The 24,761-nt window shown below is 69.6% G+C and carries 17 protein-coding genes; 6 read left to right on the top strand and 11 right to left on the bottom strand.

Annotation, left to right across the window (positions count from 1 at the left end):
- Nucleotides 1-8: 8 nt before the first annotated feature.
- Nucleotides 9-2,588, top strand: coding sequence for an acyltransferase family protein (locus CVA01_RS01960; RefSeq protein ID WP_141328221.1), 2,580 nt, complete (start codon nt 9-11; stop codon nt 2,586-2,588).
- A gap of 109 nt (nt 2,589-2,697) precedes the next feature.
- Here CVA01_RS01960 and CVA01_RS01965 read toward each other — a convergent pair whose 3' ends face one another.
- From CVA01_RS01965 to CVA01_RS01980, 4 genes are all read right to left on the bottom strand, one after another.
- Nucleotides 2,698-3,174, bottom strand: coding sequence for a hypothetical protein (locus CVA01_RS01965; protein ID WP_141328223.1), 477 nt, complete (start codon nt 3,172-3,174; stop codon nt 2,698-2,700).
- Between the two features lie 91 nt (nt 3,175-3,265).
- Entirely contained in the window at nt 3,266-3,943 is a 678-nt protein-coding gene (locus CVA01_RS01970; RefSeq protein WP_244938090.1) for a hypothetical protein, read from the bottom strand.
- Nucleotides 3,936-4,574, bottom strand: a complete 639-nt coding sequence (locus CVA01_RS01975; protein ID WP_141328225.1) for a class I SAM-dependent methyltransferase — start codon at nt 4,572-4,574, stop codon at nt 3,936-3,938. Before CVA01_RS01975 ends, CVA01_RS01970 begins: the two co-directional genes overlap by 8 nt.
- A gap of 33 nt (nt 4,575-4,607) precedes the next feature.
- Nucleotides 4,608-6,287 (bottom strand): glycerol-3-phosphate dehydrogenase/oxidase, encoded by a 1,680-nt coding sequence (locus CVA01_RS01980; protein WP_141328227.1) that lies wholly within the window; start codon nt 6,285-6,287, stop codon nt 4,608-4,610.
- A gap of 138 nt (nt 6,288-6,425) precedes the next feature.
- On the opposite strand from CVA01_RS01980, the gene CVA01_RS01985 reads away from it, so the two are divergent.
- Together CVA01_RS01985 and CVA01_RS01990 are read left to right on the top strand one after the other, a co-directional pair.
- On the top strand, nt 6,426-8,084 hold the full coding sequence (locus CVA01_RS01985) for an FAD-binding oxidoreductase (RefSeq protein WP_141328559.1): 1,659 nt from the start codon (nt 6,426-6,428) through the stop codon (nt 8,082-8,084).
- Nucleotides 8,081-9,058 (top strand): diacylglycerol kinase, encoded by a 978-nt coding sequence (locus CVA01_RS01990; protein WP_141328229.1) that lies wholly within the window; start codon nt 8,081-8,083, stop codon nt 9,056-9,058. Before CVA01_RS01985 ends, CVA01_RS01990 begins: the two co-directional genes overlap by 4 nt.
- A gap of 173 nt (nt 9,059-9,231) precedes the next feature.
- On the opposite strand, the gene CVA01_RS01995 is transcribed toward CVA01_RS01990, so the two are convergent.
- Nucleotides 9,232-9,537, bottom strand: coding sequence for a hypothetical protein (locus CVA01_RS01995; RefSeq protein WP_141328231.1), 306 nt, complete (start codon nt 9,535-9,537; stop codon nt 9,232-9,234).
- A gap of 49 nt (nt 9,538-9,586) precedes the next feature.
- On the opposite strand from CVA01_RS01995, the gene CVA01_RS02000 reads away from it, so the two are divergent.
- Nucleotides 9,587-10,363 (top strand): SDR family oxidoreductase, encoded by a 777-nt coding sequence (locus CVA01_RS02000; RefSeq protein WP_014008723.1) that lies wholly within the window; start codon nt 9,587-9,589, stop codon nt 10,361-10,363.
- A 181-nt stretch (nt 10,364-10,544) separates the two neighbouring features.
- Here CVA01_RS02000 and CVA01_RS02005 read toward each other — a convergent pair whose 3' ends face one another.
- Nucleotides 10,545-14,162: a proline dehydrogenase family protein gene (locus CVA01_RS02005; protein ID WP_141328233.1), complete on the bottom strand. Its 3,618-nt coding sequence runs from the start codon at nt 14,160-14,162 to the stop codon at nt 10,545-10,547.
- Between the two features lie 93 nt (nt 14,163-14,255).
- On the opposite strand from CVA01_RS02005, the gene CVA01_RS02010 reads away from it, so the two are divergent.
- Nucleotides 14,256-15,791, top strand: a complete 1,536-nt coding sequence (locus tag CVA01_RS02010) for a GntR family transcriptional regulator (protein WP_141328235.1) — start codon at nt 14,256-14,258, stop codon at nt 15,789-15,791.
- 161 nt (nt 15,792-15,952) lie between these two features.
- Here the strand turns inward: CVA01_RS02010 and cydC are convergent, their stop codons facing one another.
- From cydC to CVA01_RS02035, 5 genes are all read right to left on the bottom strand, one after another.
- Nucleotides 15,953-17,557: a thiol reductant ABC exporter subunit CydC gene (gene cydC, locus CVA01_RS02015; protein WP_141328561.1), complete on the bottom strand. Its 1,605-nt coding sequence runs from the start codon at nt 17,555-17,557 to the stop codon at nt 15,953-15,955.
- Between the two features lie 32 nt (nt 17,558-17,589).
- A complete protein-coding gene (locus CVA01_RS02020) occupies nt 17,590-19,179 on the bottom strand; it encodes an ABC transporter ATP-binding protein/permease (RefSeq protein ID WP_218024551.1) in 1,590 nt (529 codons plus the stop codon).
- Nucleotides 19,176-20,300: a cytochrome d ubiquinol oxidase subunit II gene (gene cydB, locus CVA01_RS02025; protein ID WP_014008728.1), complete on the bottom strand. Its 1,125-nt coding sequence runs from the start codon at nt 20,298-20,300 to the stop codon at nt 19,176-19,178. The genes CVA01_RS02020 and cydB overlap by 4 nt, the downstream gene beginning before the upstream one ends.
- Nucleotide 20,301: 1 nt before the next feature.
- Complete coding sequence (locus CVA01_RS02030; protein WP_141328237.1) at nt 20,302-21,915, bottom strand: cytochrome ubiquinol oxidase subunit I; 1,614 nt, start codon at nt 21,913-21,915, stop codon at nt 20,302-20,304.
- Between the two features lie 247 nt (nt 21,916-22,162).
- Nucleotides 22,163-22,432: a metal-sensitive transcriptional regulator gene (locus tag CVA01_RS02035; RefSeq protein ID WP_141328239.1), complete on the bottom strand. Its 270-nt coding sequence runs from the start codon at nt 22,430-22,432 to the stop codon at nt 22,163-22,165.
- An 81-nt stretch (nt 22,433-22,513) separates the two neighbouring features.
- Here CVA01_RS02035 and CVA01_RS02040 point away from each other — a divergent pair, with 81 nt between their 5' ends.
- On the top strand, nt 22,514-24,727 hold the full coding sequence (locus tag CVA01_RS02040) for an MMPL family transporter (protein WP_141328241.1): 2,214 nt from the start codon (nt 22,514-22,516) through the stop codon (nt 24,725-24,727).
- Nucleotides 24,728-24,761 lie beyond the last annotated feature (34 nt).

The raw sequence follows: 24,761 nt of genomic DNA on the forward strand, positions 1-24,761 counted from the left end.
TATCCGCCATGAAAGAACCCTCTGATCTGCCGGTGCCTCCACGCCGCACGCTGACGCACCGCCACGACATCGACGGTCTCCGGGGGCTCGCTATCGCCCTCGTGGTGATCTTCCATGTGTTCGTCGGCCGGGTGTCCTCCGGTGTGGACGTGTTCCTGCTCATCGGCGGTATCTTCTTCTTCGGCCCGCAGATCCGCAATGCGCTGAACCCGCGCGGTCTGACGGTCGTGCAGTCGTTCCTCCGGATCTTCCGGCGCCTCTATCCGGCCCTGGTGGTGGTTGTCGCCGTCACCCTTGCGGCTGCGGTCGCGGTGTACGCGCAGGTCCGCTGGGCGCATGCCGGGCAGGACGCCGTGGCGTCCCTCCTGTACTTCCAGAACCTCAACCTGGCGTCCGAGGGGCAGGACTATTCGGCGATCGGCACGGATGTCAGCCTCTACCAGCACATCTGGTCGATGTCGGCGCAGCTGCAGGTCTACCTCGGCTCACTGCTGGTCATCACTCTCGTTGTCGGTGCCATCAGCCTGGTCTTCCGCAAGCCCACCGGCAGTCGTGTCACGCGGACGCTGGTCATGGTCGCCACCGTGGCGTCCTTCGTCTACGCGGTCCACCTGCACGGCACCGACCAGGGCCTGAACTACTACTCGCCGCTGAGCCGCTTCTGGGAGATCGGCCTCGGTGGCATTTTCGGGTTCTACCTGCTGCGTCGTCCGGTGCCCCGGTGGGTGCGCTGGCCGGCCGGCTTGATCGGCCTGGCGCTGATCATCGGCACCGGTCTTTTCCTCGACGGCGCGGCGCAGTTCCCCGGCCCGCTGACGCTCATCCCGCTCGCCGGTGCCGCGTTGGTGATCCTCGCGGGCAACCCCGTCAAGGGCGACACGGACGGGGAGGTCGGCCTGGTGGGTGTCACGGCACTGCTGTCGACCCGTCCGTTCCAGAGCCTGGGCCGGATGTCCTACAGCCTGTACCTGTGGCACTGGCCGCTGCTGACGCTGGGGACCTTCTACTTCGCCACCGGCACGGTCACCAACGCCGGTGGCCTCAGCGGTATCACCGCCACCCTCGGCAACCGTCGTGGACTGGCCGTCGGCCTCGGCGTCATCCTGGTCTCCCTGGTGCTGGCCTGGCTGACGAACCGCTACATCGAGAAGCCGCTGCAGCAGGGCCGCAAGCCCGTCCGCTCCTGGATCATCGGCGACCGCGGTTACCTCTACCCGTCGCTCGGTACGGGCTCAGGCAAGGTCAAGGCCGGCGCCGCGGTACTCCTCACCGTGCTGACCGCGGCGGTCCTCGCGTTCCAGCCGTGGATCGAGGCACGCAATGACGAACGTGCCCAGGCACTGTCGGTCGACGATGTCGACCCGGAGCAGTATCCCGGCCCGGCCGCGCTGCTCGACGGTGCACCGGTGCCGGAGGTCGACCAGATCCTGCCCGACCCGATCGACGACGGGCCGATGATGGCGGACACGCTCAAGGACGGCTGCGTCGCCCACTTCGAGCACTCCGACCTGATCTTCACGAAGTGGTTCAACGAGGACGACGAGCCCTGCGAGTACGGCGATGTCGAGTCCGACCGCACCATGTACCTCGTCGGTGGTTCCCACTCCGAGCACTACCTGCCAGCCCTCGACCTCATCGCCAAGCAGCGTCACATCAAGATCATTCCGATCATCAAGCTGGGCTGCGTCCTCGGCATGGGCGATCTGCCGAAGTGGGACGGCAGTGACTACCCGGAGTGTGCGGAATGGGACCAGAAGGCCCAGGACTACATCTTCGACAACCTGCCGACCGACGGTGTCTTCATGACCGTCACCCGGCCGACGACGATCCAGGGCGACGGTCCGGACCAGGTGCCCGCGGAGTACCACGACATGGTCAAACGCCTGTCGGACGCCGGGATCCACACCTGGGGTGTCCGTGACACCCCCTGGATCCTCGACCGCCCGGGCGCCCAGGGCAACGCCCGCGTCTGTGTCGCCGACGGGAACTACGAGCGGGACAACCCGGAGAAGGACTGCGGTGTCGACCGCGCGGAGGCGATGAGCCCGGTGAACCCGGCGCTCGAGGCCTACGCGGGTCTGGACGTCACCGAGATCGACATCACCGACGCAGTGTGCACCGACACCCGCTGCCCGGGTGTGGTCGGCAATGTCCTGCTCTACCGCGATGCGCAGCACTTCACGAACCTCTACGCGGCGATGCTCGCCCCGGAGATCTACCGGCAGATGTACGACGGCGGGTCCATCAGCGGCTCCGCCGTGCCGCCGGCCGAGGGTACCGAGGGTGCGCCCGGTGCTGAGCCGGCTCCTCCGGCGCCGAAGGACGTGACCCGGATGGCGAAGCCGCTGGAGAACGGCTACGTCGAGTCCGATCCTTCCCTGTTGGAGGAGCGGGACGCCACCTCCTCGGAAGCACCGACGGAGGAGCCTGCCCCCGAGGCCCCCGCACCGGAACCGGCGCCCGCACCTGAGCCGGTGACGCCGCCGTTCGTCGACATGGACGGCGACGGCTACGACGACAACATCTTCGGCCTCGGCTACGGCTTCAACTACAACCCCTACGGTTACGGCGGGGGTTACGGGTACTGACGGTTGTTGACCGGCATTAACCGGCACTGACCGGCATACACGTGAACCGGCGGGTACCTGGAGGTACCCGCCGGTTCAGTGCTCTTCTCAGTGCTCTTCGTGCAGCGTCCTACTCGCCGGGTTGCGGGAGCTGCTCGCCGAGGGTCGAGGAGAGCGGCAGGCCTTCCCAGGAGCCCGCGGCGAGGCTCCCGGTGCCCACCGAACCGACGGTGGCGACGAGGGAGCCGATGACGTCGGTCTTGGGGATGGAGCCGACGACCATGTTCAGCAGTCCGTCGACCATGGCGTTGCCGGTGGAGTTTGCGGAGGTCACGGCGCCGCCTTCGCCCTCCGTAAGGGAACCGGCCGACACACTGGCGGCCGTGGCGGCGTCCGCGGACGCGGCACCTGCGGCATCGGACCCGGAACCGGAGGACGCGAAGACATTGGGCAGATCAGCAGCGGAGGCGACACCGGTCAGACCGGCGGCGGCCAGCCCGGAGGCGGCGGCGACAGCGGCGAGACGACGACGCATCGGGGAGTGGGCCGGGCGTGCACGGTGACGACCGGAGACAGGGGCGACAGTGGTGCGCGAGGAGGAAGTCATGAACACAGTATTGCCGTCCGCACCCCCGTGATCAAGCGCACCATCAGTCACACGGCGCCGGTGCCCTCGACATTCACGCTCCGTCAGCGTCTCAGTTGTCCCCGTCGTCGCTGACGGACATGAGATCCTGCACCGTCGCGAACTCGTCGAGCCCCATGAGCTCGAGCATCCCCGGGCCCTCGGTGGGCCACACTTCATCACCGTGGACCGGCAGGAAGCTGAGGGACTCCCCGTCCGGCAGGCAGAACACGACCGTGTCCTGCACGGTGAGGTTGAGCAGGGCGTCCCCCAGCAGATCATCGGGGTACAGGGTCACGAGGATGACGTCCGCCGGGCCCTCCGCCCCGTCGGCGGTGTCCTCACCGACGAGCTCCGGCAGGGAGGTGCGGATCTCCGGGGTGGCACGGATGCCCTCGAGGTAGGCCTGGGCGAGATTCTGCCGGTGGAGCCGCTGATTCGTGTCGTCGTCCTGCAGGGTGCGCACGAACATCGGGGCGCCGGGGGTCAGCATCGCCTCGGGTTCGGTCTCCTGCTCGACCGCCCATTCTGCGTAGCTGCGCATCTCGGGTTTCGTCTCGCCCGAGAGGAACTGCAGGTCCTGGGTGGCGGCGAACTTCGCCTCCGAGAGTTTCGCGGCGGTCCCGGCCAGCGGGGCGTTGATCCCGTAGTAGGACCACTGGGGACTGCTGGTCGGGTCGTGGCGGAACACGACCTGGGCGACAGAGCTGCTCGCGCTGTCGGCGTTGATGCCGCTGTCGGGCTCATTCATGGGGCACCTCCGGTTCAAGGATCGCGACGAGGAATCCGGCGTCCGGCGCCGAGTCGGTGCGGGGACGCAGATCCCAGGAACTGTACTCCTGGGTGATCTGCAGCCCGGCCGCCGCGGCGTCCTCACTGAAGGCGGTGAGGCCGCGACCGCGGTCGAGGCCGAAACCGATGACGAGGCGTCCGCCCGGGGCAAGGCGTTCCGCCAGGACGCTGAGGGCGGCGCGGTGTGCCGGATCCGGGATGAAGGCCAGCACGTTGCCGGCAGAGACGATGAGGTCGAAGGGACCGGCCGGGACCTCGGCGTCGACCGAGAGATCCCCGGTGCGCCAGTCGACGCCGGGGTAGCGGCCGCGGGCGTAGTCGACGAGGACGGGGTCGATGTCCACCCCGGTGAGCTGCAGGTTCCACCCCGTATCCCCGGTGGCGGCGTTCCTGGCGGCGAGATAGCCGGCGAGGCGCCCCGTCCCTGCGCCGGCGTCGAGGATACGGTCCCCGTCGGACGCCAGGGCGTCGATGAGACGCGCTTCCCCGTCGATGTCCCGGCCCTGTGCCTCGAAGGACTCCCACCGCTCGATGTAGTTATGCGAATGGTCCGGATTCCGGTCAGTGACCTCGGTCCAGCTGGTGATCATGGGGTCCAGTATGCCGCAGGATGGCCGGGTCGTTCAGACCAGCGTCGGCAGGACCTCGTCGAGGATCTCCCGCGCGGTCTGCTCCGCCGCGGCCCGGTCGCCGTCCACCAGGCCGATCCGGGTGCGCCGGTCCAGCAGGTCGTCGACGGTCAGTGCCCCCTCATGGGTGACGTGGAACTCGAACTCGGCGCGGGTCACGTCGATGTCGCGGGTGCTGCCGGTGGTTCCCACGGTCGCCAGGGGACGTCCGACGGTGGCGCCGCGGACCACGGCGGGAGCCTCGAACCCGAACCGGTCGACCAGTGAGGTGGGCAGTCCGGCGAAGTCCGCCGTGGAGACGCCCACGGCCGCATCGGACCCGGGGGCACCGATCAGCGGGGTGTTCTCGGTGACGCACGGCCCGGCGTGGATGCCCGAGTCCCCGAGGATGGACGCCACGACGTCGACGGTCTGCTCCGCCATCAGGCGGTACTCGGTGAGCTTGCCGCCGGTGACGGTGACGACGTCGGTGTCCGCGCCGGTGGCGTCCTTCCCGCGCAGGATGATGTGCTCGCGGGAGAGGTCGGCGGTCGAGGAGTCCGCGTCCTCGGTGAACTGCACCAGCGGACGCAGCCCGGCGAAGGCGCCGAGGACGTCATCGGGGGTCAGGTCGACGGCGAGGGCCTGGTTGACGACATCGAGGATGAAACGGACATCGGAGTCCGGCACCTCGGGCACGTCGGGGATCTCGTCGGTGCCGTAGTCCTCGTCGGTGATGCCGACGTAGCAGCGGCCGAGCTGCTCGGGGAGGATGAAGCAGAACCGGGTGCCGTGGCCGGGGACTGGGACGGTCAGCGCGCCGGTCGGGTTGCCGACCTCGTCGGCGTCGATGACCAGGTGGGTGCCGCGCGAGGGGCGGATCTTCACCTGGGGTTCCATCCCGCCGGCCCAGACACCCGTCGCGTTGACGATGACGCCTGCCTCGACCTGGAACGAGGTCGGATCACCGCCGGTGGAGTCGGCGAGCGTGTCGGTGAGGGTGACGCGTCCGCCGGCACCGTCCGTGGCGATCTCCTCGGCGCGGGTGTAGGTGAGGACGCGGGCGCCGTAGCCGGCGGCGGTGCGGGCCAGGGCAGTGACCAGGCGGGCGTCGTCGACGAGTTGGCCGTCATTGTTGACGTAGCCGAAGCGCAGATCGGAGGTCTCCACCGCCGGGCAGAGCTCCCGGACCCGCTTCTTCGAGATCGTGCGGGAGCGGGGGAGGGTCTTGCCGGAGGTGCCGGCGAGGACGCGCAGGAAATCCCCGCCGAGGAAGCCCAGGCGGGACAGCACGTTCACCGGCAGCGGGTAGCGGTCCTGGACCGGGGTGACCTGCGAAAGCGTGCGGGTGAGGTGCGGAGCGGTGGACTCCATGAGGATGCCCCGCTCCCGCGCCGAGCGCTTCGCGATGCCGACGTGCCCGCTGGCGAGGTAGCGCAGTCCGCCGTGGGCGAGCTTCGAGGACCAGCGTGAGGTGCCGAAGGCCAGGTCATGGGCGTCGACGAGGAGGACGTCGAGACCGCGGGTCGCGGCGTCCAACGCGATACCGGCACCGGTGACGCCGCCTCCGATGACGAGGACGTCCACCCGCTCCGGACCCTGGGCGGCATTGGCGGAACGGGCCTGCAGCTCAGCGAGTTCATGGGCCCGGCGGGCGGCGTGCAGACGGGCGGCGGTGGCGTCGAAATGCGGCATGTCACTGAGCATATGCGGCCAGGCGGACGTGGGGGAGAGGTTGTGTTCACCAGTTCCGCCTGTTTCGCCTCTGCAACCTGTCCGCCGCCGGTACCCTCCACAACCATGGACACAGACACCGGCGTCGCACTGCCACCGATGGCGTTCAATCTCTGGGGGACCGTGGAGGAGGCGAAACCGCTGGGCGACTCCACCCGGAAGCTCCTGGCGAAACTCATGGGGGTCACCGGGGATGACGGCACCGCCGCCCGGGACGTCCCGGTCGGACAGATCAGCCTGAGCCCGGTCGGTCTGGCAGAGGGGCACCTCACCGCCCTCGCCGGCATCGTCGGCGCGTCCCATCTCACGACAGAGGACGCCCAGCGTGCCCCGCGGTCGCGCGGTAAATCCTCCCTCGACCTGCTGGAGTGGCGGGCCGGGGCGGCAGGCCAGGAGATCTCCGCACCGGACGCCGTCCTCGCTCCCGGCACCGAGGACGAGGTCCTCAAGGTCCTGCAGTACTGCACGGAGCACAGCATCGCCGTGGTGCCCTTCGGCGGCGGCACCTCGGTCGTCGGTGGCCTGACCCCGTTCCGCGAGGACGGCGGCCGCGACTACGCGGGTGTGGTCAGCCTCGACCTCGCTCGCTTCGACACCGTCAGTGACGTGGATGCCGTCTCGGGTCTCGCCACCCTCGGCGCCGGACTCTCGGGTCCCGCCGCGGAGCTGGCCCTGGCCGACCACGGCCTGCAGATCGGCCACTACCCGCAGTCCTTCCCCTACGCCACGATCGGCGGCTACGCGGTCACCCGCTCCTCGGGGCAGAACTCCGCAGGGTACGGCCGCTTCGACGACATGGTCCGCGAGCTCACCCTGGTCACTCCGTCGGGGATCATGACGGTCGGCCAGGCGTCCCCGGCGTCCGCCGCCGGTCCTGACCTGCGCGAACTCGTCATGGGTTCGGAGGGGGCCTTCGGTGTCGTCACCTCGGTGAGGCTGCGCGTCCATCCGGTCCCGCAGGTCAAGCGCTTCGAGGCCTTCACCTTCCCGGACTTCGCCACCGGCGCGGACGCCCTGCGCGCCGTGAAGCAGACCGGCACCGGGCCGACCGTCATCCGGCTGTCCGACGAGATCGAGTCCTCGGTGAACCTCTCCTCCGGCGACAAGGTCGGCGAGACCCAGTCACCGCCCGGCTGCATGTGCATCACCCTGTTCGAGGGGACGCCGGAGCATGCGTCCTCCCGCCACGAGGAGACCCGGAACCTGCTGCTCGCGCACGGTGCGACGAGCGTCGGCGAGGATCCTGCACGCCACTGGGAGCAGGGCCGGTTCAACGCGCCCGTGCTCCGCGACTCCCTGCTGGACGCCGGTGCGCTGTGCGAGACCCTCGAGACCGCCACCGACTGGGCGAATGTGCCGCGGCTGAAGAAGGCGGTGGGGGACGCGCTCGCGTCCTCCCTGAACAAGTCGGGGACGATGGCGCTGATCATGTGCCACATCTCCCACGTCTACGCCGAGGGCTGCTCACTGTACTTCACCATCGTCGCCGCTCAGCAGGGTGATCCGGTGGCGCAGTGGCGGGCCGCGAAGACCGCGGTCACCCGCGCGCTGACAGAGAACGGCGGCACGGTCACGCACCACCACGCCGTCGGCAACGACCACCGTCCGTTCATGGACGCCGAGATCGGCGAGCTGGGCGTGGCCGTCCTGCAGGCAGTGAAGGCGAAGCTGGACCCGGCGGGGATCATGAATCCCGGCACCCTGGTCGAGGCGGCTGGAGCTGGTGGAGCTTCTGGTGCGGCTGGAGTCTCCTCATGAGCGGGCGGAACGCCGCCTACGAGGTCGGCCACGTCGACCTGCAGCGCGTGGCGCTGCTGACCAACCCCCACGCCGGGAAAGGACGCGCCGGGCTGTCCGCCGAGATCGCCCGGTCACGGTTCCTGCACCACGGCATCGACGTGGTCACCATCCAGGGCGCGGACCCCGAAGGCGCCCGTGACCTGGCACGGCAGATGATCGAGGACCCGGAGATCGACGCGCTCGTCGTCTGCGGCGGCGACGGGCTGATCAACCTCGCGCTGCAGGAGCAGGCCGGATCCAGGGTGCCGCTGGGCATCATCCCGGCGGGCACCGGCAACGACCACGCCCGCGAGTACGGGATCCCTACGCACCCGCGCCGGGTGGCGGACATCATCGCCCGCGGCTTCTACACCACCACTGACCTGGGACGGATGCGCGCGCTCGAGGGGGAGGACGCCGGCCGCGAGCACTGGTTCGGCACCATCGCCTGCGCCGGGTTCGATTCACTGGTCTCCGACCGGACGAACCGGATCTCCTGGCCGAAGGGCCAGATGCGCTACAACATCTCCATCGTCGTGGAGTTCCTCAACTTCCACTCCATCCCGACCCGCCTCGTGCTCGACCCGGACACCCCGGAGGAGCGCGTCATCGAGGAGAACATGACGCTGGTCGCGATGGGTAACACGAAGAGCTACGGCGGCGGCATGCTCATCTGCCCGGACGCCGATCACCACGACGGCATCCTCGACATCACCGTGCTGGAGCGGATGGGTCGGACTCGGGCGGCGTTCAAGTTCATCAAGATCTTCGACGGCAGCTTCGTCGAGGAGGAGGGCGTGAACACCTACCGGGCGAAGAAGGTCCGCATCGAGATGACGGACCGCGGCGGCAAGCGCATCAACGGCTACGCCGACGGTGACTGCTTCGCGCCGCTGCCGATGGAGGTCGAGCTGGTCCCGGGCGCCGGACGCTACCTCGTGCCCCGGCCCTAGGTCCTGTCCTTGTCGAGTTCGCACCCTCACCGGCAGCTTTTCCGACGGTTTCGCTGCCGGTGAGGGTGCAAAGTCGACATCGTGGGGTGTGGGGTGCGGGGTGCGGGGTGCGGGGTGTGGGGTGTGGGAGTGCGGGGTCGTGGGTCGCCGGGCGTATCCGTGTCCCTGTGAGGTCAGTGAGTGGCCGGGACCCCTGCGGCGCGCTTCGCGGCCTCGATGCCGTTGGTCCTGATGGGGGCATCCGTGTGAGGTGTCTCCGGCACACCGGCGGCGGCCTTCGCCGCGGCGACTCCGCTGATGTTCGTCGCGTGCTCCGGCGCTGCGGAGGTGGCGTCCTTCCCGGAGTTCTTCTTCCCGCCGGAGCTGGTCAGCTTGCGGATCACGGTGCCCGCCAGCACCGGACGGTCAATCTGTGCGCGGGTCAGGGCGACGTTCTTCGCGTGCGCGGTGCGGGTCTTCAGGCTGCTCAGGGCGCTCATGGCACTGAGCCTAGCGGGTGGCGGTGGGGCGGGCGGTACGATCGCCTACATGACTGCTGCTGACAACAACACTTCTTCCGCCCACCGTCGTCTCGCCGTCGTCACCGGAGCCTCCGCCGGTATCGGGGAGGCCACCGCCGTCTCCCTCGCCGTCGACGGCTGGGACGTGGTCCTCGCCGCGCGGCGTCCGGAGAAGCTCGAGGCCGTGGCGTCCCGCATCAACGAGGAGGCGCCGGACGCCACCACGCACGTCGTGAAGGTGGACGTCACCGACAAGGAGTCGGTCGCTGAGCTGGCGGCGCGCGTCTCGGAGCTCGGCGGGGTGGATCTGCTGGTCAACAATGCCGGCGGTGCCCGTGGGCTGGACAGCGTCGTCGACGGGGATGTCGAGGACTGGCGCTGGATGTACGAGGCGAATGTCATCGGCACGCTGCAGGTCACGCAGGCGCTGTTCGGCGAACTGACGAGGACGCCTGCCCCGCAGGTCATCAACATCGTCTCCATCGCGGGACGCTGGGGCTACCGCGGCGGCGCCGGTTACAACGCCGCGAAGTTCGGCGAGACCGCGCTGAGCGACGTCATGCGCATCGAGTTCGCCGAGAAGGGCGTGCGCGTCTGTCAGATCGACCCGGGCCGGGTGGAGACCGAGTTCAGCCTGAACCGCTTCAAGGGGGACGCCGCGAAGGCGGACGCGGTGTACGAGGACGTCATCAACCTGCAGGCCGCGGACATTGCCGAGACCGTGCGGTGGGTCGCGGACCGGCCGGCGCACATGGACGTCGACACCGTGATGATCCGGCCGGTGGATCAGAACCTCAAGGCGTAGGGGCGCCGGTCGGGCAGGGGCATTCCTGTCCGCAGGCGCTCGCCGGAGAGGTTGCGCCGACAAATCGGGGATTCCGTGCCACGGAACGGGCAGAATGTCGGCGCACACTCTCGGCGGACCGGGGCGGACCGGGACGGTTGGTCCCGGCAAGCCCTGAGGCAGGAGGGGGATGACGCCCCGACTACCCCTTCAACTCGGTGGCCAGGGCGTGGAAGGCCGGGGCCGGGTTGCCGAAACGGTGCAGGGTCATGGCGAAGGCCTGCTCCTTGAGCCACAGACGCAGCTCCACCCGACCGGAGGCGGTCACCTCGTCATTCAGGAGAGCAACCTCGGGGCGTCCGGCCAGGGTCTCCCGCGTTGCGGAAGGCACCGCACCGACGAAGCGGACGCGCGCGGAGGCGTCATCGTCCAGGGCACCGAGGTGCAGCTGGGCGGTGAAGGTGTCATCGTCCAGCACACTGAAGCTGAATCCCAGCTGGCCCGCGGCGGTCAGCACCGACGTCACGTCCGCGGACACCGCCGGATCGGCGATGATCTGCACCGTCGCACCTGCGCGGGACGCCGCGACCAGGGCACGCGCCACCTCGACCGCCCTGGCGTCCGCGCTGACCCGCAGCACGACCTCCGCCGGACGGTAGCGGAAGATATTCGCCTCAGACTGCAGGCCCGAGAGGTCACGCGGGGTGCCGAACTCCTCCGACCAGGCCGCCGCGTCATCCACAGCAGCAGTGGTCAGCCAGGCCAGGTCATCGGCGGACAGTGCGTGCTCGCCGTGGGACACGGCACCGAGGAAGGCGTCCACCGCGCCGGAACCGGTGGCCACGCCGACCTCGACGGGCCTGGTGACCGCGTCCGACCACTTGCCCATGAGCATGACGTAGTTCGGGCCGCCGGCCTTCGACCCCAGACCCACCGAGGACTTCTTCCAGCCGCCGAAGGACTGCCGCTGCACGATCGCGCCGGTGATCCCGCGGTTGACGTAGGCGTTGCCGACGCGCACCTGGTCAGCCCACTGACGCACCTCCGCGACATCGAGGGAGTGGATGCCACCGGTCAGGCCGAAGTCGGTGGCGTTCTGCAGCTCGATGGCCTCCTCCAGAGTGTCGGCGCGCATGAGGCCGAGCACCGGGCCGAAGACCTCGGTGAGGTGGAAGAAGGACTCCGGCTTCACGTCCGCCCGGATGCCCGGGGACCACAGCCGACCGGTGTCGTCGAGCTGACGCGGCTCGACCAGCCACTTCTCGCCCTTCTCCAGGGTGGTCAGGGCGCGCTCCAGCTTGTCCGAGGGCAGCTCGGTCAGCGGCCCCATCGTCGCCCGCAGGTTCGTCGGCCAGTCGACGATCATCGACTTCGCGGCGTCCACCAGCTGGCGCAGGAACCGCTCCGACTCGTAGACCGTGCCGACGAGAATGCCGAGGGACGCCGCGGAGCACTTCTGCCCCGCATGCCCGAACGCGGACTGGATCAGGTCGGCGACGGCCAGGTCACGGTCGGCCGAGGGGGTGACGATGATGGCGTTCTTGCCCGAGGTCTCGCCGTTGATCTGCAGGCCGGGACGCCAGGAGCTGAACATCGCGGCGGTTTCCGAGGAACCGGTGAGGATCACCCGGTCGATGCCCTCGTGGGAGACGAGGGTCCGGCCGACGGACCGCTCGGCGGGGTACACACCGCGCAGCAGCTCACGGGGCACACCGGCGTCCCACAGTGCCTCGAGGATCTCCATGGAGCAGTGCGGGGTCGGCTTCGACGGCTTGTGGATCACACCGGCACCGGCGGCGAGCGCGGCGAAGGTACCGCCGGCCGGGATCGCCAGCGGGAAGTTCCACGGCGGGGTCACCAGCACGACGCGGTCCGGGGTGAAGGTCGCGTTGCGGACCTCGGACAGGGCCTCGGCGCAGTGCGCGTAGTAGCGGGCGAAGTCGATCGCCTCGGAGATCTCCACATCGGCCTGCTGGACCGACTTGCCGACCTCGGCAGCGGCGACCGAGATCAGGTGGCCACGGCGGTCCGCGAGGATGTCAGCGGTGCGGTACAGGATCGCGGCGCGCTCACGCACCGGACGCCCGGCCCACTCCTCGGCCGCGGCGGCGACCGAGGTCACCAGCGGGTCGATGTCGGCGTCCTGCACGGATTCCGGGGTGGTGAGGGCGTCGAGGAAACCGTCGGAGGTGGCGTCCGCGATGGCGGACGCCGCCCACGCCTGGTTGGCGGGCAGCGACGGGTTCGTGTCCGGCTCATTGGCGAAAGCGGGCAGCGGGGCGTCGGCGTAGGACGCGGCGGTGGCGTCCTCCAGCACCTCGGCGCCACGGTCCTGCAGGTGGTTCGGGTCCGGGGCGGTTCGGCCGTAGTGGGTGAGCAGGACCTCCAGGTCTGCCAGCGAGGCGCGGAACCGCTTCTCCTCGCGGCGGAAGGTCGCGTTGCCCGGGGCGATGTCGAAGACGCCGGACATGAAGTTCACGTTCGCGGAGTTCTCCTCCAGGCGCCTGACCAGGTAGGACACCGCAACGTCGAACTCCTGGGGACGCACCGCCGGGACGTAGAGCAGCAGCTGGCCGACATCCTTGCTCACGGCCTCGGCCTGGTCGTTGGCCATGCCCTGCAGCATCTCGAACTCGACCCGGTCGGCCACGCCGCGCTCGACGGAGAGGGTGTGGGCGAAGGCGATGTCGAAGAGGTTGTGGCCGGCGACGCCGAGGCGCAGGCCGCTGAGGTTCTCGCGACGCAGCGCCCAGTGCAGGACGCGCTTGTAGTTGGCGTCCGTGGCCTGCTTCGAGGCGCAGGTGACGTTCGGCCAGCCCTGCATCTCGGCGTGGACGGTCTCCATGGCGAGGTTCGCACCCTTGACCAGGCGGACCTTGATCCCGGCGCCACCGTCGGCGACGCGCTCCGCGCCGAAAGCGGAGAGCTCCTGGAGCGCGCCGAGGGCGTCCGGCAGGTAGGCCTGCAGCACGATGCCGGCCTCGAGGTCCTTTGTCTCCGGGAGGCTGAGCAGGCGCTTGAAGACGTCGATGGTCAGGCGGAGGTCGTGGTACTCCTCCATGTCGAGGTTGATGAACTTCGAGCCCTTCGGCGCCTTCGCCGCCTCGATGTACAGCGGGGTGAGGCGCTCGACGACGTAGTCGACGGACTCCTCGTAGCCCCAGAGGTTGATCTGGGACGCCACGGAGGACGCCTTGATGGAGACGTAGTCCACGTCGGGGCGGGAGACGAGACGTCGGGTCTCGGCGAGGTGGTGGTCGGCCTCCTCCTCACCGAGCACCGCCTCGCCGAGGAGGTTGATGTTCAGGCGCTGTCCGCCGGCGGTGAGCTCGGCGACGGCCTTGCCGAGCGGCCTGTCATTGGCGTCCACGATCATGTGGCCGACCATCTGGCGGATGCGGGACTTCGCCGTGGGGATGACGATCTGTGGAATGGTCGTCGCGAGTGCTGAACCTGCCCTGATCTGGGCCTGGTCAAGCCAGGAGAGGGTCTTCGGGGTGAGATCCCCGAGGTCGGCGAGGGCCTTGGCGGCGGCGTCCCGGTCCTCGGTGCGGATGACGCGGTCGACGAAGCCGACGGTGAAGTCGAGGCCGTTCGGGTCGGAGAGGACGGCGGCGAGGCGCTTGGCGGCGCCGGTGTTCTTCCCGCGGGTCGTATCGGACCGGGCGGCGGTGAGCCAGGTGACGACCTTCGCGGTGGCCTTGTCGGCGAGGTCCGCGAGACCGGCGATCTCCGTCGGGTCGACCGCGGTGTTGACGGCGGTGGCGGTGTGGGCGGCGTTCCGGGCGTTCTGGGCGTTCGGGGAGTTATTGGTGTTCATGGGGGCAGTCTGCAGCTGGATCCGGTGGGGTGAAAGTGGGGCGGGCAATGAACCGTGGTTTATGAGTCAGAAATCTGTGGAAGACTGTTCTGCATGGATAAAGGTCGGCAGGATCCGCATCGGGGGCGCCCCCGGATCCAGGAGCAGGCGGACGCCATCGTCGCCGGTGTGCTCGCCGGTGCGGGGCCGCGCGTCGGCAGTCGGGAGTACTCCACCCGCCGGATCTCGATGATGACCGGTATCAGTCAGCCTCTGGTGAGCCGGTCGATGCGTCGGATCCGTGGGGTCCGCGACGGGGAGGGTGGTCCCGGCGCCCCCACTGTGCCCGATCTGTCCGGTCTTTCCGGGCGCCGGACGTTGCGGCTGGCGGCCTTCGTCGTCGACTTCCCCCGGATCCGTATCGACTTCACTGACGGTGGCGAGGACGTCGTCGGTGAGGTCAGGGCCTTCGAGCGCCGGGCCACCGCGGTCATGGCTGCACTCCGGATCTCCGGGGCGGACACCTGGCCGACCACCTGGCGTGCGCCGGGGGCCGAGGAACTGGAGCGGGCCTGGGACGCTGACCGCCCGGCCGAACAGCCCTCGGCGGACCCGGATCCGGAGCTGGGCCCGGGGTCGGTCCGGGTGTACTGGGAGCCGGGCCGCCAGTCGTGGGAGGTGTTCCTCGCGCGGATCGCCGGATTGTTCGGTGCCTGCGGACGCTCGGTGGACGCGGTGCCCGGCGCCCTGTTGACCGCCCTGTCGGTCCGCGTGGGACAGGGTCTCCACGGGGTCCGGTGGAGCCGGCGGGGCGTCGTCAAAGGTTACGGTGATGTTTCGCCGACCGTAGGAAATGACCCTCATTCTGACTCAGAAAGATCGGCCTCTCCGCCCTACCCGACACCGGTCCTGGGCGAACTCTCGATGGCCGAGCAGGTCGCCATCGCCCTACGTAAGGAGATCACCGACGCCGGCTACTCCGCCGGCGACCGGGTCACCAGCGTGGTCCTGGCCTCCCATATGGGCCTGCGTCAGTCGGCGGTGCTCGCGGCGATGCGACGGCTTGTCGACGACGGCCTGCTGGTCTCCCGCAACGGCGTGTTCTCCCTGCCACTGGTCACCGGCGCGGACATCATCGACCTCTATGCTGCCCGGCTGCAGGTCGGCATCGTGCTGCTGCGGGCCTGCGCGAGCCGGCCACGGTACCGGCTGCTGGCCCCGCAGACCGCCCTGCGGACCCTGGAGGCCGCGGTCGCCCGGGGGGACGCCGAACGGGTCGACCAGGCTGACCTGTACTTCCAGCAGGAACTCGCCGAGGCGTCCGGTCTGACGCAGTCCGCCCGGACCTTTCATTCGCTCACGCTGCGGCTGCAGATGTTCATCTCGGTGCTGCAGCTCAACTACGGCCAGGCGGTGCCCCGCATCCTCGCCGACGACCGGCGGATCATGTCTGCCCTGGTCACCGGGGACGCCGAGGTCGCGGTGTGGACCTGGCGCTCGAAGTTGGACAATGCGGTGCGGCACATGAGTGCGGCATCCCAGGTGGGAGGCGGTGGTGCCCGGAGCGGTTCAGGTGGGGGTTCAAGCCGTGCCGGTCGCACCGGGATGCGCTTCGACGTGTCCCTGTGGGAGCGGCTGACTGAAGGGTGAGCCGGCGGCGCCCCGCCCGGCCAAACGCCCGTCCGCTCAAACATTATGCATGCCGTGACGGGGGCTATGGAACTCGGAAAACTCTTTGGCCGGTACGTTTCATGTTGGTTGGCAGTGTTGAGAGTGCACAATGTTGCCGCGCCTGCTTCGGACGCCTGTCTCTACCGCGGGTGCCGCACCACGACGAGCGTCCGCACCGGCCGAGTCCCCGGCAGCCGGTCGGACGCCAACAGGGCCTCCAGATCAGCGGTCCCCGCCGCGTCAAGGTGTTCGAAAGGCTCGTCGAGCAGCAGTACCGGTGCATCGGTGAGCAGCATCCGCGCCAGCAGCAGTCGCCGACGCTGCCCACCCGACAGACTCTCCGCCCCGTCGGTGAGGACCGTGGAAAGACCCTCGGGAAGCTCCTCCACCCACTCGTCGAGACCGACGGCGTCCAGCACCGTCAGCATCAGTCCGTCCGTGGCGTCCGGTGCACCGACCGCCAGGTTGTCGCGCACGGTCGTGGCGAAGACATGGGCGTCCTCGGGCAGGTAGGCGACCGTACGGTGCAGCAGTTCCGGGTCGATGCTGGCCAGCGGCACCCCGTCCAGTGTGATCCGTCCTGCCAGTGGCGGCAGGAGTCCGGCGAGGGTGAGCAGCAGAGTGGTCTTCCCCGTGCCGGACGCCGCGGTCACCGTGTACCGTGCCCCGGCGGGCAGGTCCAGGTCCACGGTGCCCAGCACCCGGTCCCGACCGTAGGACAGGCGGGTCGCGCGCAGTCGGGGAACACCGCTGAACGGTACAGACCGTACGGCGGCGGCGGGTGCGGCAGCGGTCCCGCCGGCCGGCACGGCGTCCTCACCGGTAAGGGCTGCGAGGCGGCTGGCAGCACCGGAGGCACGCGTGGCGGCCTCGGCGGCCTCGGGCAGTGCGGAGGTCGCCTCGAACGCGGCGGTGGCCAGCAGCACCAGCACCCCGAACCACTGCGGTGAACGGACCGCGGCACCGGCATCGAGGTAGCCGACCGTCGCCACGAGGAGGACGCCGACCACCGTCGCGGCGGAGGCGAACACGGACAGCGCGGTCCCGGCGGCACGGGCGGGGGCGCCGGCCTCGGCGGCTGCGGTGAGCCCGCGGGCGGCGTCACCGGCACCGGCGAGCGCATCGGTCAGCGTGCCCCGCACCCGCAGTGCGGCGGAGTCGGTGAGCACCCGGTCGACGGCGGTGGCGTAGCGTCCGGCGGCGGTGGCCCGTCGCGACTCGGCGATGCGTACCGACCGCGCCACCGCCCAGGGGGCACCGGTACCGGCGATGAGCAGCCCGACGGCCAGCACGATCGCCGCGGGTGCCGACAGTGCCGCGGTGAAGCCCACGGCGAGCACCCCGGTGACCAGGGCGACCAGGGCGGGGACCACGGCACGGACGATGACGTCGGCGACGGCGTCGATGTCGTCGGTGAAGCGGGTGACGAGTTCACCGCGGCCCAGTGCGGCGGTCCGCGACGTCGGTGCTGCGGCCAGCCGACGGTAGGCGGTGACCCGTGCGGTCCCGGCGCACCGCAGTGCCAGCCGGTGGGACGCCAACCGGTCGGTGTAGCGGAACGCCGCCCGGGAGATGCCGAGGGCGCGCACCGCGGTCACCGCGACGGTGAGGTCCATCACCGGTGGCATCTCCCATGCCCGGGTGATCAGCCAGGCGGAGACGACCGTCAGGGTGAGGGACGCCAGCAGCGTCATCGTCCCGGTGGCGACCGGTCCGACGAGGTCCCGGAGGCGCAGCCCGGTCATCGGCCGGGCGGTCCGCAGTGTGCGCAGTGTGGTCATGACCGCACCTCGATCCGGTGGTCGGCGGCGGCAGTGACCACCGGGTCGTGGGTGGCGACGAGGACCGTCGCCCCGTCGGCGGCGCGCCGGGCCAGGGTGTCGAGCATGGCCCTTGCACTGTCGGTGTCCAGGTGTGCGGTCGGTTCGTCGAGGAGGACCAGGTCGCGTCCGGTGGCACGTCCCCGGTCAAGTTCGGCGGACACGGCGACACGCTGACGTTGTCCGAGGGAGAGCCCGGAGGTGTCGCCGACAGCGGTGGCGTCGACGGCGTCCAGCACGGGGCGTTGGGGCAGGTAGGAGGTCCGTTCCCATAGTGCGGGTCCGGTGAGCACCGTAGCGGGGTCGCCGTCCACGGTGCTGTCGGTGACGACCGCGGTGCCGGACACGCCGTCGGTGGCGATGCCGAGCAGGGCGAGCAGGGCGGTGGACTTGCCAGCCCCGTTCGGGCCGGTGAGCACGGTGAGCTGTCCCGGTGCGGCGGTTCCGGTGACGTCGCGGGGGCGTGGGCCGTCGCGTCCGGTGGCCGACAGGTGGTCGAAGGTGACGGTGAGGCCGTTTGCGGCGGGAACCGGAGCCACCGCCGGTCCGGATGCCCCGGATGCCCCGGTGTGCCCGGCCGCCCCGGCGTCCTCCTGAGTGCCGCCGAGCAGTGTGAGGATCCGGTCGACGGCGACGATCCCGTCCCGGGCGTCGTGGAACCGGGCGCCGACCTGGCGGACCGGGTTGTAGACCTCCGGGATGATGATGAGCACCGTCAGCCCGGCCGCCAGCGTCATCGACCCGTCGAGCAGGCGGAACCCGATGCCGACGGCGACCAGGGCGATCGACAGTGTGGCGAGGAACTCCAGCACCATCGAGGACAGGAAGGCGATGCGCAGCACCTCCATGGTGGACCGGCGGTGCCGGTCGGACAGGCGCCGCACCTCGGTGACCGGTGCGTGCAGCCGCCCGAGGGCGCGCAGGGTCGGTAGTCCGGTGACGAGGTCGAGCAGCTGGTCGGACAGGACACCGAGGGTGGCGAGCTTCCTCTCGGTGCGTCCGGCGGTGAGCGTGCCGACGAGCCACATGAACACCGGGATCAGGGGCAGGGTGACTATCGCGATGACCGCGGAGCCGACGTCGAGGAACCACACCACGACGAGGATCGCCGGGGTGGCCAGTGCGGTGGAGAGCAGAGCCGGCAGGTAGCCGGTGAGGTAGGGGCCGAGGCCGTCGACACCCTCGGTGAGCAGGGTGCGCCAGGCGGCCCGGTCGACACTGCGCGGGTCCCGGTGGGCCAGGGCGTCGAGGGCACGGACCCGCAGGTCCTCGGTCGCCCTCGCCGCCGCCCGGTGGCTGTACCGCTTCTCCGCCCAGGCCAGCCCGGCCTGCACGGGCACCAGGATGCCGAGCCATATCAGGGCGGTGCGGTGGTCGGGGACACCGGTGTGGTCGGTGACGACGGCGGCACCGACGTGCCCGAGCAGGACGCCGGATGCGACGAGTGCGACGGTGCGCAGGGCCGTCACGGCCGCGAGGACTGCGGTCCACCGTCGCGTCGGGGTGGACAGCCGCAGCAGCCGCGGGTCGACAGGCCCGGTGCTCACCTCGGTGGCTCCGTGCGCTCCGGTTCCACCACCGGTGCTGCGGTGCCGGGGGCTGCGGTGCCGGGCCCCGTGCGCTGCGGTTCCACCACCGGTGCTGCGGTGATCCGCTTCCGGAACACCCAGTAGGTCCACGCCTGGTACGCCAGGACGAACGGTACGAGGAACAGTGCCGCCCAGGTCATGACGGTGAGGGTGTAGTCGGCGGAGGAGGCGTTCCGGATGTCCAGTCCCACCCCGTCTGCCAGGGTGGTGGGCATCAGCCACGGGTACAGCGAACCGAAGAGCAGCACCACAGCGCTGATCACGGTGACTGCGGTGGCGAGGAACGCGGTGGCGTCGCGGTGTCGCAGCATCGCCGCCACCGCCACGAGGACGCCGCCCACCGCAGTGGCGGTGACGATCCAGGTCCAGCCTTTACCGTGGGCGAGCTGTGTCCAGATGACGAAGGTCGCACCGGTCACCGCGGCGGCGACCGCGACCGGGATGACGAGGCGGTCGGTGGCGTCCCGCAGGTGACCGGCGGTGCGCAGCCGTAGGAAGCTCAGTCCGTGCAGCAGGAAGACACAGGCGAATGTCGCCGCGCCGAGCAGGGCGTAGGGGTTGAGCAGGCCGATGAGGGTGGACAGGCCGCTGTCCATGTTCTGGTCGGCATCGAGCGGAACACCGCGGACGAGGTTGGCGAAGGCCACGCCCCACAGCACCGGTGGCATCCAGGAGGTCACGGTGACGGTGAGGTCGCAGCGGCGTCGCCAGGTCAGCGTGTCCACCTTGCCGCGCCATTCCAACGCGACGGCGCGGAGGATGAGTGCGACGAGGATGAGGAACAGGGGCAGGTAGAAGCCGGAGAACAGGGCGGCGTACCAGCCGGGGAAGGCGGCGAAGAGGGCACCTCCGGCGGTGATGAGCCACACCTCGTTGCCGTCCCACACCGGGCCGATGGTGCGGACCAGGCCGGTGCGGGCGGCGTCGGATGCTGCGGCGGGGTCGTCGGCGTCATCTCTGCGCCCGGCGGAGGGCAGCAGCATGCCGACGCCGAAGTCGAAGCCCTCCAGCAGGAAGTATCCGGCGAAGAGCACGGTGAGGAGGATGAACCAGACGACGGGGAGGTCGAGGGCGGACATGTCAGAACTCCTTTCCGGATGCTGTGGCGGTGCTGAAGTGCACGGGGTCGGGGGAGTCGGGGTCGGCGTCCTTCCCGGTGAGACCGAAGGAGGCGCCGACGGTGGCGGCGGGGTTCGGTCCGGTCTCCTGTGGCGGTCCGGCGAGGATCACGCGCCTGATCAGCCAGAACCAGATCACCGCCAGGACGGCGTAGAGAAGGGTGAAACCGACGAGGGTGACGATGACGGTCCACGGTGCGTGGTCGGAGACGCCCATGTCCACGGTCATCCGGATCATCTCGGTGCGGGAGTCACCGACGGAGTCCGGGTTGGGGTGGACGACCCACGGCTGGCGGCCCATCTCGGTGAAGATCCAGCCCGCAGAGTTCGCCAGGAACGGCGTGGGGATCGCGATGAGGCAGATCCAGCTGAAGACCGTGCCGGCCTTACCGGCGGGGACCCGGCCCTTGCGGGTGAACCACCAGCTGGCGGCGAGGAGGATGCCGGAACCGGCGAGCAGGCCGATCATCGCGCGGAATGCCCAGTAGGTGACGAAGAGGTTGGGGGAGTAGTTGCCCGCGCCGTACAGCATCTCGGACTGCTGCTGCAGGTCCTCGACACCCTGCAGGGTCACGCCGTTGAATTTCCCCTCGGCGAGGAAAGGCAGTACCCACGGCAGTTCGATGAGGTGGGTGACGTTCTCGCAGTTGTTGTGCGTGCCGATGGTGAGGACGGAGAACATCGGGTCGGTCGCGGTGCTGCACAGGGACTCGGCGGACGCCATCTTCATCGGCTGCTGGATGAACATGAGCTTCGCCTGGGTGTCGCCGGTGATGAACAGTCCGATCGCCGAGAGCAGGGTGGTCCACCAGGCGAGACGGTGGGCGGGCCGATGTGCGTCATGCCGGTTGTCTGTGTCGGAGCCGGCGTCAGTGCCGGCGTCAGTGCCGGCGGTGGCCGTCCTGGCGGGCAGTTCACCGGTCTTCTGCAGGGCGAGGCGGGCGCGGTGGTCACGGACCATCCACCAGCCGGTGATGCCGAGGACGAAAGTGCCCGCGGTGAGCAGGGAGCCGGCGACGGCGTGCGGGAAGGCTGCCAGGGCGGTCGGGTTGGTCAGCAGTGCGACGATGTCGGTGAGCTCGGCGCGGCCGGTGTCCGGGTTGTACTCCGCGCCGACCGGGTGCTGCATGAAGGAGTTCGCCACGATGATGAAGTAGGCGGACAGGTTCACCGCTACCGCGACGATCCAGATGGACGCGGTGTGCAGCCAGGCGGGGATCTTCCCTGCCCCGAAGATCCACAGGCCGAGGAAAGTGGACTCCAGGAAGAACGCGACAAGCCCCTCGAGTGCCAGAGGTCCGCCGAAGACGTCGCCGACCATGCGGGAGTAGTCCGACCAGTTCATGCCGAACTGGAATTCCTGGACGATGCCGGTCGCCACACCCATGGCGAAGTTGATGAGCAGGACAGTGCCGAAGAACCGGGTCGCGCGGTACCACGCCGGTTTCTTCGTGACGTGCCAGAAGGTCTGCATGGCGGCGACCATGGGGGCCAGGCCGATGGTGAGTGGGACGAAGATGAAATGATAGACGGTGGTGATACCGAACTGCCACCGTGAGATGTCGACGACATCCATTGTGTGCCTCCGGGGGGAGTGAGTCGAGGGGGCGTTTGGTGGGGCGCCCGGCGAACTCAGGCGGAAATGCCTGCACAACAATAGTCGGATCGTTCGCCGGCAAAGTTCCTGTCGGGGGTGGGGTGGGGATTATGGGAACCCGAGTTCCACTTATACCCCCGTTTATAGCCCCGTTCACCTTTCCGCGTCCGGTCGCGGTCCGGGCGGCCGGGGTTGCCGGGGCGGCCGGGGCGGCGGCGGTGGCCTGTCACGACAGTGACAGGAACATCTTCTCCAGTTGTTCCTCGGACAGTTCCGGACTCTCGCCACGTTCGGCGGAGCGGATGCACTCGCGCATGCCGCCGGAGATGATCTTGACGCCTGCACGGTCGAGCGCCCGGGAGACGGCGGCGAGCTGGGTGACCACGTCCTGGCAGTCGCGGCCGGCCTCGAGCATGTCGATGACGCCGTTGAGCTGACCACGGGCCCTCTTCAGTCGGGCGAGTGCGGTGGTGGTGGTGTCATCGTTGAGCCTCATGGTTGCGATCCTATACCCCCGTAGGTATCTTTAACTCTCACCGATACCCCCCGGGGTATATTGACGATGAAGGGAACCTCGATGACTACACGCGCTGGCCGGGACGAACACGTGCCCACGACAGCAGTTGCAGCACCACCGGCAGTACCACCGGCAGCACAGACACCACCGCACGGCGTCCTGGCCCGGTGGGCCGCCTGGTCCGCCATGCACATGAAGGCCGTCCTCGGCGTCTGGCTGCTCGTCCTTGTCGGACTCGGCGCCGCAGCCCCTTCGGTGTTCAGCTCGCTGGCGGGCGCCGGCTGGCAGGCGAACGGCTCCGAGTCCGTCGCCGTGCGTGACCTGGCGACCGAGCACTTCGGCGGCAATGCGTCCTCGGCGATCCAGGTCGTCATCCATACCGACGACGGCACCATCGGAGACGCCGCAACCACCACCGTCATCGACAGGGCCACCGACCTGCTGTCCGCCGACGACCGGATCGCCGACATCATGCCGCCGACCCCCGGCGTCACCGTCAGTGAGGACGGGCGGACCGGCATCCTCATCGCCGGTGCCGCCGCCGACACCGACGACATGGTCCGTCTCGCCGACGACCTCTCCGACCGCATCACCGCCCTGGGGACGGACACCATCGACGTCCTCCCCACCGGCCAGTCCATGCTGTGGAGCGACTTCAACCACGCGAACCACGACGCGATGATGAAGGCCGAGATGATGTCCTGGCCGGTCACGCTGCTCATCCTCGTACTGGCCTTCGGCAGTCTCGTCGCCGCCGGCCTGCCGCTGATGCTGACTCTCGCCGGCCTCGTCGCGTCCGCCGGCGCCCTGGTGCTGCTCAACATGGTCACCCCGATCTCCGTGTGGGCGATGAACTTCGCGCTGATGTTCGCCCTCGCCCTCGGCATCGACTACGCCCTCTTCCTCGTTGCCCGGTTCCGCGACGCGCTGCGTCCCCACGGTGGCTCCCATGGCGGAACAACACCCTCCGCCAGCGTCGCCGTCGCCGCCACCTACGGCACCGCCGGCAAGGCCGTGCTGCTGTCCGGCATCACGGTGCTGATCAGCCTGTCCGCCGTGCTGCTCGTGCCCGCCCCGGCGGTGCGCACCATGGCCGTCGGCATCATGCTCGCCGTGGTGTTCGTGCTCGCCGCGTCCTTCACCCTCCTGCCGGCCGTCCTCGGCGCGCTGGGGGAGAAGGTCAACGCCGTCTCGCTGCCCTTCGCGAAGAAGCAGGAGCACCGCTCACCGCTGTTCGCCCGCTGGGCCGGTGTGCTGCAGCGCCGGCCGCTGGTCGCCGTCCTCGGATCTGCGGCCCTGCTCGTGCTGCTCGCGCTGCCGGTCCTCGGGCTGAAGGTTGCCATGCCGTCGATCGCGGTCGTCCCGGAGGACGCCCCGGTCCGCCAGGGTTACCACCTCGTGCAGGACGCCATGGGCGACGGTGCCCCGGGCATGCTGCAGATCATCACCGATGCGGAGGACGCCGAGGCAGCCACCGGACGCGCCGCGTCCACCGACGGCATCGCCGCGGTCACCCCGGCCATGCCCGCCGGTGACGACTCCGGCCTCGTCATGTTCCAGGCCGTACCCGAGGTCGACCCCTCTGACGAGGCGATGACCGGGATCCTCGCGGACCTGCGGGCCGATCTGCCGGAGTCCGCCCTGGTCGGCGGCGCCCCGGCGGAGAACATCGACCTGCAGGACGCACTGGACACCTGGCTTCCGGTGATCATCGGCGTCATCCTCGTGCTCGGATTCCTGCTGCTGCTCGTCGCCCTGCGCGCCCCGCTGACCGCACTGGTCGGCACCCTGGTCAGCCTGCTGTCCACCGGCGCGGCCTTCGGTGTGGCCCGGCTGATCTTCCAGGAAGGGCACCTGTCCGGCCTGTTCAGCTTCGAGCCGCAGGGCTTCCTCGACGGCTGGGGCCCGGTGTTCTTCTTCGCGATGATCTTCGCCGTGGCGATGGACTACACCGTGTTCCTGCTGGCCACGGTGAAGGAGCACCACGAGAAGACCGGGGACGCCCGCCTCTCCGTGACCGAGGGGATGGCCCACTCCGGGCGCATCATCTTCGCTGCGGCGGCGGTGATGGTGGCCGTGTTCTTCACCTTCGCCCTGGCTGAGCCGCTGCCGCCGAAGGAGATGGGCATCATCCTCGGCACCGCCGTGCTGCTGGACGCCCTGCTGGTCCGTCTGGTCCTGCTGCCTGCGGTGATGCTGCTCGCAGGACGCGCCGCCTGGTGGTGCCCGGCGTGGCTGCGGCGGATCCTGCCGGACTTGTCCTTCTCGCACTGACCACAACCCCTGAACCCTCCCCCCTCCGAAAGGA

Source organism: Corynebacterium variabile (assembly GCF_006539825.1).
GTDB classification, from domain to species: Bacteria; Actinomycetota; Actinomycetes; order Mycobacteriales; family Mycobacteriaceae; genus Corynebacterium; species Corynebacterium variabile.